The sequence below is a fragment of the Actinacidiphila glaucinigra genome (assembly GCF_900188405.1).
GTDB lineage: Bacteria > Actinomycetota > Actinomycetes > Streptomycetales > Streptomycetaceae > Actinacidiphila > Actinacidiphila glaucinigra.
Window position 1 is genome coordinate 379,815 of the sequence record NZ_FZOF01000007.1, and the last position, 15,686, is coordinate 395,500.

At 73.5% G+C, this 15,686-nt stretch carries 16 protein-coding genes; 7 read left to right on the forward strand and 9 right to left on the reverse strand.

Features of this window, described 5'->3' with window-relative positions; genetic code table 11:
- Nucleotides 1-68 precede the first annotated feature (68 nt).
- The gene (locus tag CHF15_RS17770) at nt 69-893 is read right to left on the reverse strand and encodes an alpha/beta fold hydrolase (protein ID WP_179279845.1); all 825 of its coding nucleotides are present in this window, start codon (nt 891-893) and stop codon (nt 69-71) included.
- A 264-nt stretch (nt 894-1,157) separates the two neighbouring features.
- Between CHF15_RS17770 and CHF15_RS17775 the strand changes: the two genes are divergently transcribed.
- On the forward strand, nt 1,158-1,928 hold the full coding sequence (locus tag CHF15_RS17775; RefSeq protein ID WP_089224782.1) for a polysaccharide deacetylase family protein: 771 nt from the start codon (nt 1,158-1,160) through the stop codon (nt 1,926-1,928).
- A gap of 55 nt (nt 1,929-1,983) precedes the next feature.
- On the opposite strand, the gene CHF15_RS17780 is transcribed toward CHF15_RS17775, so the two are convergent.
- The gene (locus CHF15_RS17780; protein ID WP_089224891.1) at nt 1,984-2,367 is read right to left on the reverse strand and encodes a VOC family protein; all 384 of its coding nucleotides are present in this window, start codon (nt 2,365-2,367) and stop codon (nt 1,984-1,986) included.
- A gap of 42 nt (nt 2,368-2,409) precedes the next feature.
- Nucleotides 2,410-2,760, reverse strand: a complete 351-nt coding sequence (locus CHF15_RS17785) for a hypothetical protein (RefSeq protein WP_089224783.1) — start codon at nt 2,758-2,760, stop codon at nt 2,410-2,412.
- A 56-nt stretch (nt 2,761-2,816) separates the two neighbouring features.
- On the opposite strand from CHF15_RS17785, the gene CHF15_RS17790 reads away from it, so the two are divergent.
- A complete protein-coding gene (locus tag CHF15_RS17790) occupies nt 2,817-3,362 on the forward strand; it encodes an MOSC domain-containing protein (RefSeq protein ID WP_089224784.1) in 546 nt (181 codons plus the stop codon).
- Here the strand turns inward: CHF15_RS17790 and CHF15_RS17795 are convergent.
- Nucleotides 3,359-3,967 carry a TetR/AcrR family transcriptional regulator gene (locus CHF15_RS17795; RefSeq protein ID WP_245938888.1) on the reverse strand — a complete coding sequence of 203 codons (609 nt, stop codon included), beginning with the start codon at nt 3,965-3,967 and terminating at the stop codon, nt 3,359-3,361. The two genes, CHF15_RS17790 and CHF15_RS17795, sit on opposite strands and share 4 nt — an antisense overlap.
- Nucleotides 3,968-4,188: 221 nt before the next feature.
- Nucleotides 4,189-7,278, reverse strand: a complete 3,090-nt coding sequence (locus CHF15_RS17800) for a helix-turn-helix transcriptional regulator (protein WP_089224785.1) — start codon at nt 7,276-7,278, stop codon at nt 4,189-4,191.
- A gap of 478 nt (nt 7,279-7,756) precedes the next feature.
- Here CHF15_RS17800 and CHF15_RS17805 point away from each other — a divergent pair, with 478 nt between their 5' ends.
- Complete coding sequence (locus CHF15_RS17805; RefSeq protein ID WP_245938900.1) at nt 7,757-8,398, forward strand: hemerythrin domain-containing protein; 642 nt, start codon at nt 7,757-7,759, stop codon at nt 8,396-8,398.
- 104 nt (nt 8,399-8,502) lie between these two features.
- On the opposite strand, the gene CHF15_RS17810 is transcribed toward CHF15_RS17805, so the two are convergent.
- Nucleotides 8,503-9,696, reverse strand: a complete 1,194-nt coding sequence (locus CHF15_RS17810) for an MFS transporter (protein ID WP_089224787.1) — start codon at nt 9,694-9,696, stop codon at nt 8,503-8,505.
- Between the two features lie 230 nt (nt 9,697-9,926).
- On the opposite strand from CHF15_RS17810, the gene CHF15_RS17815 reads away from it, so the two are divergent.
- On the forward strand, nt 9,927-10,871 hold the full coding sequence (locus tag CHF15_RS17815) for a helix-turn-helix domain-containing protein (RefSeq protein ID WP_089224788.1): 945 nt from the start codon (nt 9,927-9,929) through the stop codon (nt 10,869-10,871).
- A 24-nt stretch (nt 10,872-10,895) separates the two neighbouring features.
- On the opposite strand, the gene CHF15_RS17820 is transcribed toward CHF15_RS17815, so the two are convergent.
- Nucleotides 10,896-11,531 carry a DUF402 domain-containing protein gene (locus CHF15_RS17820; protein WP_089224789.1) on the reverse strand — a complete coding sequence of 212 codons (636 nt, stop codon included), beginning with the start codon at nt 11,529-11,531 and terminating at the stop codon, nt 10,896-10,898.
- A 157-nt stretch (nt 11,532-11,688) separates the two neighbouring features.
- On the opposite strand from CHF15_RS17820, the gene CHF15_RS17825 reads away from it, so the two are divergent.
- The gene (locus CHF15_RS17825; RefSeq protein ID WP_089224790.1) at nt 11,689-12,645 is read left to right on the forward strand and encodes an SDR family oxidoreductase; all 957 of its coding nucleotides are present in this window, start codon (nt 11,689-11,691) and stop codon (nt 12,643-12,645) included.
- A gap of 93 nt (nt 12,646-12,738) precedes the next feature.
- Here the strand turns inward: CHF15_RS17825 and CHF15_RS17830 are convergent, their stop codons facing one another.
- On the reverse strand, nt 12,739-13,497 hold the full coding sequence (locus CHF15_RS17830; RefSeq protein WP_143681582.1) for a hypothetical protein: 759 nt from the start codon (nt 13,495-13,497) through the stop codon (nt 12,739-12,741).
- Between the two features lie 274 nt (nt 13,498-13,771).
- Nucleotides 13,772-14,851, reverse strand: a complete 1,080-nt coding sequence (locus tag CHF15_RS17835) for a cation diffusion facilitator family transporter (protein WP_089224792.1) — start codon at nt 14,849-14,851, stop codon at nt 13,772-13,774.
- 73 nt (nt 14,852-14,924) lie between these two features.
- On the opposite strand from CHF15_RS17835, the gene CHF15_RS17840 reads away from it, so the two are divergent.
- Nucleotides 14,925-15,272 carry an ArsR/SmtB family transcription factor gene (locus CHF15_RS17840; RefSeq protein WP_089224793.1) on the forward strand — a complete coding sequence of 116 codons (348 nt, stop codon included), beginning with the start codon at nt 14,925-14,927 and terminating at the stop codon, nt 15,270-15,272.
- A gap of 38 nt (nt 15,273-15,310) precedes the next feature.
- Nucleotides 15,311-15,685 carry a hypothetical protein gene (locus CHF15_RS17845; protein WP_089224794.1) on the forward strand — a complete coding sequence of 125 codons (375 nt, stop codon included), beginning with the start codon at nt 15,311-15,313 and terminating at the stop codon, nt 15,683-15,685.
- Nucleotide 15,686 lies beyond the last annotated feature (1 nt).

The window sequence follows — 15,686 nt, forward strand, 5'->3', positions numbered from 1 at the left end:
CCGCCGCCACTGCGACGCGTCGCGCGGGGGGAGCGTCACCCTGACGGCCGACGCCGCCGCGAGGGCCGTCAGACCGCGTCGACCGGGTGGCGCCGTACGAAGTCGAGGACGGTCCACGCGACGAGGCCGGGGTCCTCCAGGGGCATCGCGTGGCTGACGCCCGGCAGCGTCACCTGCTCGGCGCGGGCGAGACGCGCGGCCAGCGCGCGGTTCCGGGCCCGGTAGGGGCTGTCCAGGCGTTCCCCTTCGCCGCCCGCCACGAGGAGCACCGGCTGGCGCAGCGCTTCGAGTCCGGCGGCGTCGGCGTCCCATGCGGCGAACGCGGCTCGCTCGTGCTCGAAGAAGTACCTGCCGCTGAGGACCGACTTCCGGAAGCCCTCCCTGCCGAGCACGTGCGTCATGACGTCCAGGTAACCGGGGGAGCACACGCTCCCGGGGAAGTGGCCGTAGGCCCGTGCCAGGTCCCCTTCCTCCGCAGCGGCGACGGCCCGGCGCATGGCGTCGCTCCGCGGTTCGTCGGCGGCGTACGGGAGTGCCGGTTCCAGCAGGACCATCGACCGTACGATCCCCGGGTGCGCGGCGGCCAGTTGCAGGGCGAGGGTGCCCCCGGTCGAGTGGCCGACCACGTGGGCCTGCCCGATCCCCCGCGCGCCGAGCACTTCCGCGAGGTGGCGGGTGTGGTCGGTGACGCTCAGGCGGCCGCTCAGGTCCCGGCTCCGGCCGTACCCGGCGCGGTGGGTGCGTACGACGCGGAGGCCGGGCAGCAGCCCGGCGAGCGGTGCGAACCAGTCGGCGCCGAAGGAGGCGTGGACGAGCAGTACCGCGTCGCCTCCCCCCTCGTCCCAGAAGGCGATGTCCGCGTCCGGTGTCAGGAGGTGGTGTTCCGCTGGCATGAGCATCGCCTCGAATGGAACGGCGTTTTGTCGTTCTTTGCGTAACTCCGCGAGAGGTCGCGCTGTTCCCTGCATAGGCGATTCTCCGGGCGTCGGAGGGTCAACAGTGTGTGTCCCGCCATGTGGCGGCCCTGTGGTGTCCGGCTCGCACCACGGCACAGGCCGCGCGTAACGGTGCCTGAACTGGCATTTCTCCCCGGGAGGGCTGGTCGGCGCCCGGCGATGACGACGAAAGGTGAATGTTGTGAACAGTAGGATTTTCGGGTGAACGTTGTGAAGCGGCGGGCGCGCCGCCTCTGGGTACTCCTGGCTTTGCTCCTTGCGACGGCCGCGGGGCTGATCGCCGTGCGGTCGTACGGCGTCGACACGATCGCCCCGCGCGACGTGCGCGGCCAGGCCGCGGCGAAGGGGAGCGCGGCACGTGCGGGAGCGGACTGCGAGACGGCGAAGTGCATCGCGCTCACGTTCGACGGCAACCCCGGTGAGCCGACCGACAGGCTGCTGGACCTCCTGGACCGGTACGACGCGCCGTCGACGTTCTTCCTCGAAGGCAGGCGCATCCACAAACACCCCGACGTGGTGCGGAGGATCGCGGACGACGGACACGAGATCGGCAACCACACCTGGACGCACCCGAGGCTGACCGACGTCTCCGACACGCAGATCCGCGACGAGCTGCGCCGTACCGCGAGGGCCATCGCGGACATCACCGGCACGACACCCACGCTGATGCGCCCGCCCCAGGGCCGCAGCAACGACCGGGTCTCCCGGATCTCGCGGGAGCTGGGGCTGGCACAGATCCTGTGGACGGTCACCGCCAAGGACTACCTGACGACCGACTCGGCCCTGATCACCAAGCGCGTCCTCGACGGCGCCGACCGCGACGGCATCATCCTGCTCCACCCCTTGCACAAGGGCACCGTGCCCGCCATGCCCGGCATCCTGAAGGAGCTCCGCGCACGGGGCTACACATTCGTCACCGTTTCCCAGCTCCTCTCCCCGGCCGTCCCCGAGCCCGGAAAGGCCTACCGGTGACGCCCCGGCCGACTCCGGCTCGCAGGCGGGACGGATCCACCGGGTCTGGCACGCGTCAGGAGTCGGCCGAGGCCCGCTCCGACTCGCTGCGAAGGACGCAGAACTCGTTGCCTTCGGGGTCGGCGAGGACCGCCCAGCCGGTGCCGTCGGGATTGCGGTGATCCGCGACGAAGGCGGCACCGATGCCCAGCAGCCGTTCCACTTCCTCATCACGTGAGGTCTCGGGGCGCAGGCACAGATGGAGCCGGTTCTTGACGGTCTTGGGCTCGGGCACCTGGTTGAAGTACAGCACCGGCCCCTCCGCCGCCATCACCTGGGTCTCCCGGTCGCCCGGCCGGTCCTCGGGATGCAGCGGACGGCCGGTCGCCCTGCTCCAGAAGCGGGCCAGCTCATAGGCATCCGCACAGTCGATCGCCACGTTCTGCACCACCGAAACCATGCTCGCGAGCATCCCCGACTTCGGCCCCGGACGCCACCGAGTTCACGGCCGACGGCGGCACGCTTGGCTCACGTCCTGGTCCCACAGCCGCCGGGAGCCGGCCGACTCCTCCGCCTCGTACGCGGTGAGGACGAGACGTCCGCCCTCGCCCGCCACGGCGACGTCGACAAGGAGCGAGCTGCGCGCGTCGAAGCGCAGGGTGAAGACCGGATCGAGGGCCATCAGGAAGTCGAAGACCTCCTTCCGCTCTCCGTGGAGGGGATCCGAGAGTCTCGCGCCGCAGGTCCAGACGGAGCCCGTGACGCCGACCTCGACCCGCACGTCGAACGAGTCGAGGCACGTCGACCGGTTGGCCCACCACTCGAGCGTCGCCGCCCCCACGTAGCCGTCCACGTTCCGAGTATCTAGGATCGGCCTGCCACACGGAACGCGGAAGGACGGGGTGGGAGATGGCAGGCCGGGTCACGGCGGTGAGCCGCAACGCGACGTACTCGTTCAGCAAGCCCCACCGCGAGTCCGTCACGCTGCTTGCGGGGCTCGGCGTCGAAGGCGACGTGCACGCCGGCGAGACCATCCGCCACCAGTTCCGGATGACCTACGAGCCCGACCTGCCGAACCTGCGCCAGGTCCATCTGATGCACGAGGAGCTCTTCGACGAGCTGGCCCGCAAGGGCTTCGACGTCTCGGCCGGCCAGCTCGGGGAGAACATCACCACCCGCGGCGTGGACCTCCTGGGCCTGCCCACCGGCACCCTGCTGCACCTCGGCGAGGAGGCCGTGGTGGAGGTGACGGGGCTGCGCAACCCGTGCGCGAAGATCAACGACTTCCGCAAGGGCCTGCTCGGCGAGATGTTCGCCATGGACCCGGTGTCGGGGGAGTTCACCTTCAAGTCCGGCGTGATGGGCGTGGTGCGGCAGGGCGGCGTCGTCCGCCCCCAGGACCCCGTCGAGGTCGAGCTCCCGCCCGCCCCGCACCGCCCCCTCGAACGCGTTTAGCGCCGCTGCAGGGCGGCGCCGGGCGGCGCGTCCGGCGCCGCGCAGCTGACGGCCAGGCCCAGCAGGCCCATGCGCAGCCTGTGCGCGCCGAGTTCGGGGAGCAGGGCGCCGACGTGCTCCGCGGACAGGGCGGCGAGAAGGGTGTGGGCGGTGGTGTGCGGGTCGGGGGCGGTGCCGAGCAGGGACGTCAGGTGGTCGTGCCAGAAGCGGTAGGCGGCGGTGCGGTAGCGCGCCCCGGGGTGGGACGTCTCGGAGGCGCGCAGGAGATCCAGGTGCCCGGCCACGTGGTCGAGATAGGCGCTGACGAACGCGGCGAGGCGGTCTGCGGCGGGGGCTCCGGGGCCGAGCGGTGGCGGTCCGCCGACGACGGCCTCCCGCAGTTCGTGCTCGCGGGCGGCCAGGAGCGCGGCGGCCAGTCCCGACCGGTCGCCGAAGCGGCGGTAGACGGTGCCCTTGCCGACGCCCGCCGCGGCGGCGACCCGGTCCATGGAGACGCCTTCCGCGCCGTGTTCGGCGAAGAGGAGCGCGGCGGCCTTGAGGATCGCGGCGCGGTTGCGAGCTGCGTCGACCCGCTCCCTGTGCGGCGGGTCGTGGTCGTGCCTCACGTACGGACTCCTGGCCGAAGCATGTCGTTCTGGTGACGTCGTGGGGGGTGCCCCCGGAGCACGATGGTGGCAGCGCGGCATCGCCCCGGGCATCGGGAGGATTACCGAATCCCCGAAGCGCCGGATCCCCGAATGCCCCGGATCCCCGAAGCGCCGGATCCCCGAATGCCCCGGATCCCCGAAGCGCCGGATCCCCGAATGCCCCGGAACCCCCGGATCCGTCAGGGGGAGGGCGGGAGCCCGTGGCGGTGCGCCATCGCCGCGGCCTCGGTGCGGCTGGAGGCACCGAGCTTGGCCAGGATGTTGGAGACGTGGGTACTCGTCGTCTTCTGCGAGATGTAGAGCTCTTCGGAGATCCGGCGGTTGCTGTACCCCTTCGCGACCAGCCCCAGCACCTCCGATTCACGCGGGGTGAGTCCGAACGGAGCCGGTTCGCCGCCGGTGGCGGTCGAGGCGGCAGCCGCGGCGGTCGCGGGCGGCGTCGGGTCCTGTTCCTCCGCCGGGTCCGTGCCGGCCCGGCGCATCGCCGCTTCGACGTCGGCGAGCAGCAGGCCCGCCCCGAGGCCGGTGGCGATCCGCCGTGCCCGGCCCAGCCGGTCGAGGGCCGCCGCGCGGCGCTGGTTCCCGGCGAGCAGGGCGCGTCCCTCGCCGTGGAGTGCCGCGGCCGACTCGTAGGGACGGTCGACGGTCGCGAAGGCGGCCACGGCCCGGGACCACAGGGCCGGGTCGTCGTCCCCTTCGGCGCGCCCCAACTCGGCCTGCAGCAGCCGTTCGTACCCCGCCCACACGGGGAAGACGGCGTCGAGCCGCCCGGCGGCGCGGCGTATCGCGGCGAGGACGTCGGGCGAGGGCCCGTCGAGCGAGGCGGAACCGCGGGCCTCTGCCTCGACAGCCGCCGCGGTGCGCAGCAACGGCAGCGACCAGCGGACGGGGCCGGTGGTCAGGCCCGCGGCGTCGGCCCGCAGGAACTCGGCCCGGGCGTCCGCGAGACGGCCCTGGCCTGCCGCGATCTCCATCGTGCAGTGGCTGAGGGCGACTTGGAGCTGGGTCCGGAGCCGCTCGGTGCCGCGCAGTTCGTCGGCGAGCGCCAACTGCCGGGCGGCGCCGTCGGCGTCCCCGCGGTGGAGCAGGTGGTAGGCGCGGCGGGCCGCGAACGTCCAGCGCGGCAGGTGCGACCGCGCGACCGCGGCGGCCTCGTCGAGGGCCGCCTCGGACTCCGCCCAGCGGCCCAGCGAGAAGAGGCTGATCGCCTTGTTGGAGTGCACCCAGGCCTCGTGGTCCCCCAGCCCTAGGGAGCGGCACAGCGCGATGCCGTGGTCGGCCGCCGCGACGGCCTCCTCGGAATGGCCCATGCCCTCCAGGATCGAGGGCAGGTTCTGGTTCGCCCGACCGGCGATGCCGAGCTCTCCCAGTTCCTCGGCCCGGCGCCTGACCTCGTACAACTCGGAGATCCCGGTGCCGTCGGCATCGGTCTCGGCGTCCAGCAGGCACCTGGTCATCCGGGCGTGCAGTTCCAGCGCCTCGGCGCCGACGGCGGCCGCGTACCGTACGGCCTGGTCGGCGGCGGCCCGGTTCGCCGGCCCGGGGCGGTGGACGGCGCTCCAGTTGGCGATGTGCACCAGGACGTCGGCGTGCACGGGCGTCGGGGTCAGGCCGTCGGTCAGTTTGCGTGCCGTCTCGAGTTCATGCCATCCGTCGCCGCGGTTCAGCCCCTGGACCACCCGCGACCGCTGGGTCCAGAACCAGGCGGCGTGGAGCCGGAACGGCCAGTTCTCCGGGGGAAGGGCCTCGAGTGCGCTGTCGGTCAGGGCCAGGGCTCTGTCGAGGTTGCCGCCGTGCAGAGCGGCGACGGTGGCGGTCGCGAGCAGGTCGAGGCGGGTCGGCCCGCTGCTGTCCGGCCCGCTCTCGTCCTGACCGGGTCCCTGGTGAGCGAGGTTCCTGCTCGGGTACGTCTGCGGGCAGCGCGGCGCGGGCAGGGCCGCCCGGGCCTCGTCCGGGACCCGGTCCCACAGCTGGAGCGCCCGCTCCAGGTGCCACAACTGCTCGGTGTAGGCGTAGCAGTGGCGTGCCTCCTCCGCGGCCGTGACGCTCATGCGCAAGGCCTTCACGGAGTCCTGCGCGGCGTGCCAGTGCCGGGCCAGGCGGCAGGACAGCTCCACGGCGGGCACGAGCGTGGGGTCCGCCTCCAGCGCCTTCGCGTACCGGCGGTTGATCAGCGCGCGTTCGCCCGGCAGCAGGGTCTCGCTGACGGTCTCGCGTACCAGCGAGTGCCGGAACCGGTAGTCCGAGCCGCCCGGTTCGGGGACGAGGACCTGGGCGAGCACGGCCGCGCGCAGTCCCTCGATCAGTTCGTCCTCGGGCAGCCCCGTCACCTCCCGCAGCAGCGCGTACCCGGTCGCCGCTCCTCCCTCGGCGGCCGTGCGCAGGATGTGCTGGCTGGTCTCGGGCAGCGACTCCAGGCGGGGCAGCAGCACGTCGCGGAGGTCGTGCAGGTCCTGCAGTCCCGTGCCGGGGTGGTCCCGGCCGCCGGCCGCGAGCTCCTCGACGAAGAAGGCGTTGCCGTCGGAGCGGGCGAAGACCTCGTCGAGGACGGCCGGGTCCGGTGGTGTGCCGAGGATGCCGGCGAGCTGGCCGCCGACCTCGCCCCGGGTGAACCGGGGGAGCGCGACACGGCGTACGGACCGGAGCCGGCCCAGCTCCGCGAGCAGCGGCCGCAGCGGGTGCCGGTGGTCGATGTCGTCGGACCGGTAGGTCCCGAGGAGCAGCAGCCTGCCGCGTCGCCTGGTGCGGAACAGGTAGCTCAGCAGGTTGCGGGTCGAGGCGTCGGCCCAGTGCAGGTCCTCGACGACGAGCACGACGAGCCGGTCCGCGGCAAGGCGTTCCAGGACGCGGGTGGTCAGCTCGAACAGCCGCGTCACATCGTCGTCGCGCTGGTCGGCGGACGCAGCGCCCTCCGGGTCGGGGAGGATCCGGGCGAGGAGGTCCTCGTGGCCGGCGCTCGCCGTCCGCACCTCGTCGGGCAGCCGCTGCCACAGGACGCGCAGGGCCTCGGAGAACGGCGCGAAGGGCAGGCCGTCGCCGCCGAGTTCGACGCAGCCGCCGACGGCCGCGACGGCCGCCCTCGCCTCCAGCGACCGCAGCAGCTCCCCGACCAGCCGCGTCTTGCCGACCCCGGCCTCGCCCCGGACGAGGACGGCCTGGGGGTCCCCGTCATCCGCGGCCTCGGCGGCTCGCAGCAGCTCGGCGAGCTCGGCCTGCCGGCCCACGAAGACGGGGCTGACGCGTGGGCCTGCCGGGGTGGGGGCGCTCATCTGAGGGGACCTGTGGGGACCTCTGGGGGGTGACCACCGGGTGCCGGGGGCAACGCCCCCTTCGTCGTGGTCATGCGGACAATTCTCACCGAAGGGTAACAACCTGTGGATCCTGTCCCGCCCGCGGGGAGGGGAGGCGACCCCCGTGGCCGAGCCCCCCGACTGGCTCGGCCACGGGGCGCTGCGTTCGCGGGCGGGGGTTCCCGCGACTTGGCGGCTCCGACGGACGGCCGGGGCGGAGCGCCTCCGATACTGGCGGAGCGGGGCCGTTCCGGCCATCGGGAGAACTCTTGATCGTCATCCGGCGCCGGCGGGGGTGGCGCCGTGCGGACGCCGCGGCAAGATGGGTAATTCTCCCGATGCCCTCGTGTCCCTGCCCCGGGGATCATGCGTAGCGCTCTTCCGCGATCTCCAGACACCAATCGAGGCTTCAGCAGTGGTACGGACAGTCAACGAGCCCATGGCCGACGTGCGCGACATGTTTATGGCGCACACGATGATTCGCCGGGAGTTCCGCCTTCTCCCGCAGCTCGTCCGGGAGGTGGAGGCGGGTGACGTCGGGCGCGCCGGGGTCGTGGCCGACCACGCCGACAAGGTGTGCCTGGTGCTGCACCTGCACCACGAGGGCGAGGACGAGGTGCTGTGGCCGCGCCTTCTGGAGCGCGGTGGTGAGCGGACCGCGGCCATCGTCCCCACGATGGAGGAGCAGCACCACGGCATCGACGCCGCGCTCACCGAGGTGACCGGCCTCCTCGCGGGGTGGCGCACCACCGCCCGGGACGGCGAGGCCCTCGCCGCGGCCTTGGAGGTGCTGCTCGACCGGCTCCTGGAGCACATGGCCCTGGAGGAGAAGGAGATCCTCCCGCTGGCCGAGGAGTACATCACCGCGGCCGAGTGGGCCGGGCTCGGCGAGCACGGCATGGCCAACAGCCCGAAGAAGGACCTGCCGCTGGCCTTCGGCATGGTGATGTACGAGGGCGATCCCGCGACGATCAAGGCCGTCCTCTCGCACGCCCCGCTGGTGCCCCGCCTGATCATGCCGCTCCTGGCCCCGCGTCTGTACGCCTCCCATGCCAAGCGTGTGTACGGGACGCCGACCCCGCCCCGCGTCGGCGCCTGACCCGGTCCCCGTGCGGTGACGCGCGTACGCGGTACGCCCCGCTGGGCCCGTTTTCGGCGGGCCCAGCGGGGTTCCCGGCGTGGCGGCCGCGGTCCGCCCCAGGCTCACGCGGGGAAGGCGTGCTTCCTGCCGCCGGTCACGGCCGCCGCGGCGGCGACCAGCAGGGCCAGCGCGGCCCAGGTGATGGACGCCGTCCCCAGGTCCGCGACCAGGAGGCCGCCGACGAGGCCGCCCAGGGCGATGGACGAGGAGAAGACCGTGATGGTGACCGACTGCGCGACGTCGGCGGCCGCCCCCGTCGCGTTGATGGCGGCCCCGATGAACAGGCTGGGGGAACTGCCGAAGGCGAAGCCCCAGGCCGCGACGGCGACGTAGACCAGCACGGGCACACCGGAGGACACGGCGAGCACGAGCACGGTCAGCGCGAACAGCGCCGTGCTGCCCACGACGAGCCTGCGCAGGTGCCGGTCGATGTGGGTGCCGACGACCAGGACGCTCAGGATCGACGTGACGCCGAAGGCGAACAGCACCCAGCCCGTCTGCGCTCCCATGCCCAGGTGCCCGAGCAGGTCGGTGACGTAGGTGTACAGGATGTTGTGGGCGACCATGTACGTCGCGAGCGCGAACAGGATGGTGCGCAGCCCCGGTACGCGCAGGACCTGCGGCACGGTGAAGCGCTCGTCAGCCGACCGGCCCGGCAGGTTCGGCAGCGTCGCCGCGATCCACACCATGGTCAGCGCGGTCAGGGCGGCGGAGGCGTGGAAGGCGAGCTGCCAACCGCCGAGCGCGCCCAGCCAGGTGCCCAGCGGGACGCCCAGCGCCAGGGAGACCGGGGTTCCGGCCAGGGCGATGGCGATGGCCCGGCCCTGGCGTCCCTCGGGGGCGAGCCGGGCGGCGTAACCGCCGAGCAGGGGCCAGATGAGCCCGGTGCCCAGGCCGGCGACGAACCGGATCACGAGGGTCGGCGCGTAGTCGGCGGACAGCGCCGTGAGCGCGTTGGTGACGGCGACGGTGCCGAGCGCGAGCTGCAGCACGTTCTTGCGGGGCCACCTCGCCGTGGCCCGGGTCAGGGGGATCGCACCGATCGCGGTGGCGAGGGCGTAGATCGTCACGGTCTGGCCGGTGAGTGACACGCTCGTGCCGAGCGTGCGGCTGATCTCCGGGAGCAGGCCGGCGGGCAGGCACTCGGTGAGGATGCCGACGAACCCGCTGAGGAAGAGGCCGAAGAGGGCCTTCCCGGGAAGGTGGTTCCGTCCGCGCGCTGCGGTGGACGGAGCTGTGGTGGTCGTTTCCGTCATTCTTCCTGGTCCATGAGCTGTGGGTGACCCGACGACGCACGGGTGGACGGGTCGGGGCGGCACGCGGTCGGCCGCGGCGGATCGCGTGGCCCCGGGCGGTCGTCCCCGGGGGCTCGTTCAGGCTGCTCCGGCCGCACGGTGTTACCCAGAGCCCTGCTCCGCCTACGTCCCGTGTGCCTACCACCGGCAGGGACAGGCTCCGCCCGGGGTCCGGCGCGATACTGGGGCCCATGGCCGACCACCCCGAGCTCCGCACCGAACCGGAAGCCGGTCCGGGACCCGGACCGGAGCGCCGCCTCGACCCGCGCTCGGAGCTCACCGAGTTCCTGCGCACCCGCAGGGCCCGGCTCAAGCCGGCCGACGTGGGGCTCGCCGAGTACGGGCGGCGCCGGGTGCCGGGCCTGAGGCGGGAGGAACTGGCGCAGCTGGCCGGGGTGTCCGTGGCGTACTACACGCGCCTGGAGCAGGGCAACGGCCACAACGTGTCCGTGGAGGTGCTGGACGCGGTCTCCCGGGCGCTACGGCTCTCCGAGGCGGAGCACGCCCACCTGCTGCACCTGGCCAGGCCCGCGCGGCACGGGCGCCGGCCCGCGCCCGCCCGGCGGGGGCAGGTGCGGCCCGCGGTGCGGGAACTGCTGTCGGCGCTGGAGGGCGTGCCCGCGTACGTGTGGGGCCGCCGCAGCGACGTACTGGCCTGGAACAGCACCGCGTCCGCGCTCTTCGGCGACTGGGCCGAGCGCGCCCCGGAGGAACGCAACTGGGCCCGGATCACCTTCCTCGACCCGGCGGCGCGGCGGCTGTTCGCCGACTGGCAGGCCAAGGCCGCCGACGTGGTGGGCCAGTTGAGGATGGACGCGGGTCGGCACGTCGACGATCCGCTGCTCGCGGCGCTGATCGGGGAGCTCTCCATGAAGAGCGAGGACTTCCGGACGCTGTGGGCGGCCCACGACGTCAGGCGGAAGTCGCACGGCGACATACGGCTGCTGCACCCGCTGGCGGGCGCCCTCACCCTCCGCTACGAGACCCTCGCGCTCCCCGGCGACCCGGAGCAGTCCCTCTCGACGTACCACGCCGAGCCCGGTTCGCCGTCGGAGGAGGCGCTGCGCCTGCTGGCGAGCTGGGGCGCGGACGCCTCCCGGGACCGGTCCGCGGTGACACGGGACCGATCGGGCTGATCCCTTCAGCGCCGGGCACGTGCGTCAGGACAGGCGAGGTGTGGGCCAGTCCGGCGCCCATCGCCATTCCGACCACGCGGCGGCATCGGCGAACGGCCCGGAACGCTCCTGGACCATCGCCAGCGCCTGCCCGCGGGCGGCGTCGACGGCCCGGTGCTCGGCGTCGGTGACGACGCCGAGCCCGCGGACGTGGGTGTACTCGTCCTCGTCCTTCCACTCCCAGCTGGTCAGGTCGGGGGCGACGAGCAGGTCCACGACGAGGTCGAAGGTGTCGAACCCGTCGGCGGTCCGGATCCCGGGGCGCTCGAAGTTCACGTACCAGTTCCGCAGTCCGGCCGCGGTGTAGAAGGCGTTGACGCTGAACCAGGCGGTGGGAGGCTTCCACATCCGCAGCTCGGTGTCCTGCCACCGCCCGGGTGTCAGCTCCCACCGTCCCGTCGCCAGGGCGTCCATGGCATCGGTGCGCCCCGCGAGGTCGCCGGCGGCGCGGGCCCGGGCGTACGGGACGGGCCAGCGGGTCTGCGCGCCGGGAGCGCAGGCCGTCACCAGGGCCGTGCCGGTGTCGTCGAGGACGCGGAGTGCGTGCTCGCTCCACACACGGCCGCCGCGGTCCACGTCGCGGCGCACCGCCGTCTGTCCGGCCTGCAGCAGGGTGCTCATCGCCCGGCTCCTCCCATGTGCGCAAGTGGCAAGTATCCAGGCCACCGTTCGAGTGGCGGCCCCGCACCGTACGACGCGGCACGCGGGTCCGCGCCCGGAGATCGGTTTGACTCGGTGGTGCCCACCCACTCCCGGACCAGGATCGAACGGTGTGCCAGTGAGGACGACCGGTATCAGCCCACGCGGCGGCGTGGCCGAGAACCCGCTGCAAGGGCGCGTGGCCGTCGTCACCGGCGCCGCCAGGGGAGTGGGCGAGGCACTCGCCCGTCGCCTGTCCGCGCTCGGCATGCGGGTGGCGCTCCTGGGCCGCGAGGAGGCGACCCTGCGTGAGGCGGCCTCCTCCCTGCGCCACCCGAACATCTTCGTCGAGGCGGACGTCACCGACCGCGCCGCACTCGACGCCGCCGCCCGGCGGGTGGACGCCGAACTCGGGCCCGCGAGCGTGGTGGTGGCCAACGCGGGGATCGCCGCGGGCGGGCCCTTCGCCCGGACCGACGCCGACCTCTGGAAACGCGTCATCGACGTCAACCTGGTGGGAGCCGCCAACACGGCCAGGGCCTTCCTCCCCCAGCTGACGCGGACCCGCGGCTACTTCCTGCAGATCGCGTCGACCGCGGCCTTCTCCTCCGCCCCGCTGATGAGCGCCTACTGCGCCTCCAAAGCCGGCGCCGAGTCCTTCGCCGAGGCGCTGCGCGGCGAAGTCGAGCCCGACGGTGTGACCGTCGGCATCGCCTACCTCCACTGGACCGGCACCGACATGATCACGGACCTCGACGACCACCCCGTGCTGCGTGCCCTGCGGCGGAGCCAGCCGTCCTTCGCCCGCCGCGTCCACCCGCCCGGCGAGGTCGCCGACCGGCTCGCCACCGGCATCACCCGCCGCGCCCACCATGTGTACGCCCCGCCCTGGCTGCGCTGGTGCCAGCCGCTGCGGCCGCTCTTCCCACCGGTGGTCTCCTGGATGGCCCGACGTGAACTGCTCGCTCTGGGAGACACTGAACTGGGCTCCGCCACCGGCGTCATGGGGGCCGGCGGCCGCGCCGACTGGGACGCCTTCACGTCGCCCGGCGAGCCGGAGCGGCCGAACCGCCCGCCGCGCGGGCGTCCAGGCTGACCGGTAGCCGGCGCGGGCACCGCTCGCATCCACCGACCTCATGAAGGCGGTCCGCGCCCCCCGACGTGCCGCTCCGTACTCCGGAGGCCTCCGTCAGCGGGGAGGGCGTCGCCCGGTGAGCCCGTGCCACCGGTCCCGGGCGGCTTCGAGGCCCGCGAGTGCCTCGGCGAGTGCCGGGTCGCGGCGCTGGCGGGCGATCACCGTGCCCAGGTGCCTGCGGGCGCCCTCGGCGGGGCCCGTGTCCGCGTGCGCCGCCTTCAGGTCGTCCTCCGCCTTCTTGACCGACCTGGCGCGCTCGGTGAGGAAGGCCCTCTCCTTGGCGACCGCGTTCTCGATGCGGACGCTGAAGCGGCGGACGGCGTCCTCGTCGTGCTCGGCGTGCTCACCGGGCGCGAAGGACTCCAGGTGCACCCCGTCCGGTCGCCTGAGGTAGAGATGGTTGCCGACCTGGCTGTGCTCGAACCGCACCTCCAGGCCGTCCAGGGGCAGCACCTTGGTCTGCGGCCCGGCTATGACCATCACGTGCTCGTGCAGGGAGACTTTGCCGATCTTCGCGACGAACGCGCCCCTGCCCGGTCGGCGCAGACGGTCGAGGTGGCGCTCGGCGTCGTCGACGCGACGCCGGTGGGAGCGGTCGGCCCGGGCCACCTGCGCCCGTACCCCGGCCAGTTCCCGCCGCGCCCCGCGCCGCAGCTTCCGGACGGCCCGCCGGGCGCGGTCCAGGGCGGCCCTGTCGGTGTCATGACGGCCGGAGAGCGCGAATCTCCAGCCGCCGGGGTATCGGTGGAGCCGCCGCGCCGCTCCAGCGAGCACGAGGATCACGACGGTCAGGGTCATCCCCGCTATGCCCACGTGCCCACCTCACCCAGTGACAGCCGCCGAGGTGCTCAGGCGCACGGGGCGGAGGAACCAGTCGAAGGTGCTTAATCCGGTGCATATCGGAAGATATGCCCAGTCAAGTCGTCCTGGATGCGCGCGCTCTGGCGGCAATTCCGGACGCCCCGACGAACCCGGCTGTGGGGGCTGACGTGGTGTCGGCTCGCATCCGGGGCGCGTCGTCACGCGCTGTGGAGCCTCTGGGCTGCGCCCCGGACGTCGGCGACCTGTCCGCCGGGGCGAACGGGGCTCACGCCGCGTGGTGGGCCAGTCCGGCGTGCGGGTCGGCCATGCCCGGTGCAGGCGCAGGGTCGGCGTGGACCAGGGCGGCGGTCAGGCGGGGTACGGCGTGCAGCAGGGCGTGTTCGGCCGCGACCGCGACGTGGTGGGCCTGACGCACGGTGAGATCGCCGTCGACGACCACGGCCACCTCGGCGCGCAGCCGGTGCCCGATCCAGCGCAGCCGCAGCTCCGCCACCTCGCGCACCCCCGGCACGTCGAGCAGGGCGCGCTCGGCACCGTCGACCAGCGCCGGGTCGACGGCGTCCATGACGCGACGGAAGACCTCCCGCGCGGCGTCGCGAAGCACCAGCAGGATGGCCGCGGTGATGGCGAGGCCGACGATCGGGTCCGCCAGGCGCCAGCCCATCGCCGCGCCCGCCGCGCCGAGCAGCACGGCCAGCGAGGTGAAGCCGTCGGTGCGGGCGTGGAGCCCGTCCGCGACGAGCGCGGCCGAGCCGATCTTCCGTCCGACGCGGATGCGGTAGCGGGCCACCCACTCGTTGCCGATGCAGCCGATCACCGCCGCGACGGCCACTGCGGGCAGGTAGGCGACGTCCCGCGGGTGCAGGAGCCGGTCCACGGCGGTCCAGGCGGCGAAACCGGCCGACGCGGTGATGGTGACGACGATGACGATCCCGGCGAGGTCCTCGGCCCGGCCGTAGCCGTAGGTGAAGCGCCGCGTGGCGGCCCGCCGCCCGAGGACGAAGGCGACGCCGAGCGGCAGCGCGGTGAGGGCGTCGGCCGCGTTGTGCACGGTGTCGCCGAGGAGGGCGACCGAACCGGACAGGACCACGACCACGGCCTGGGCGATCGCGGTGACGCCGAGGACGGCGAGCGAGATCCACAGGGCCCGCATGCCTTCGGCGGAGGACTCCAGGGCCCGGTCCACCTTGTCGGCCGACTCGTGCGAGTGCGGGCGCAGAAGGTGTCCCAGCCGGTGGCGCAGACCTGCCGTGCGCCGACGGCCCTCGTGGCCGTGCGCATGCCCGTGCTCCCGCCCCCGGCCGTGGTCGTGCTGCGGGTGCGGGTGTGAGTGCCGGCTGTTCATGGGTCCGCCTTCCGGGGGTCGCGGGTGGACACGGGCTGAGCCTTCCCCCCATTATGTGCATATGAACGCACGCATGCACCTATCACCTGCGCATGGTGCGCATCCGCGAGAACCGGGCACCGAGCACTACGTCCGCGGGGCGGAGATCCTGAGCCTGCTCGCGGACCGCACCCGCCTCGCCGTCCTGCACACGCTGACCGAGGGGGAGGCGGACGTCTCCACGCTGACCGCACGGGTGGGCGCCGCGCGCCCCGCCGTCAGCCAGCACCTGGCGAAACTCCGGATCGCGGGTCTGGTCACCTCCCGCAAGGAGGGCCGCAGGGTCGTCTACGAACTCTCCGACGGCCATCTGCGCAGGCTCGTCGACGAGGTGCTCAACCTCGCCGATCACCATCTGGGCGGCGAACCACCGCACGCCTGAGACCGTTCCGGGATGCTTCATGGCGTAATGTGCGCCCTGTGCGAGGCCGCCACCGCGGAACGTGCCCGACGTTCCTCGTCGCGCTGCTGGCCGCATTCTGCTTCACCGTGGCCGGCTCGCCCGCGCACGCCCACGACGGCCTCCACACGCACGTCCATCCGGCGAACGCGGAGGAGCGGCCCCACCCCGTCGCTCCCCACCACCCCGGCGAGGACTGCTCCCCCGACACCTCCGAACTGCCGGGGTCGCGCACCGGACCGCGTGAGCACGGACCCGGCCCCACGCAGACCGGCGCCGCCGAGACGGCGACCGGACAGGTGCCCGCCTCGCGCAACACATCGGGGAGCGACCCGGCCCCCGACGCCCGCATAGCGACCGCGGAGTCCTCCGTCCTCTGCCTCTGGCGCATCTAGA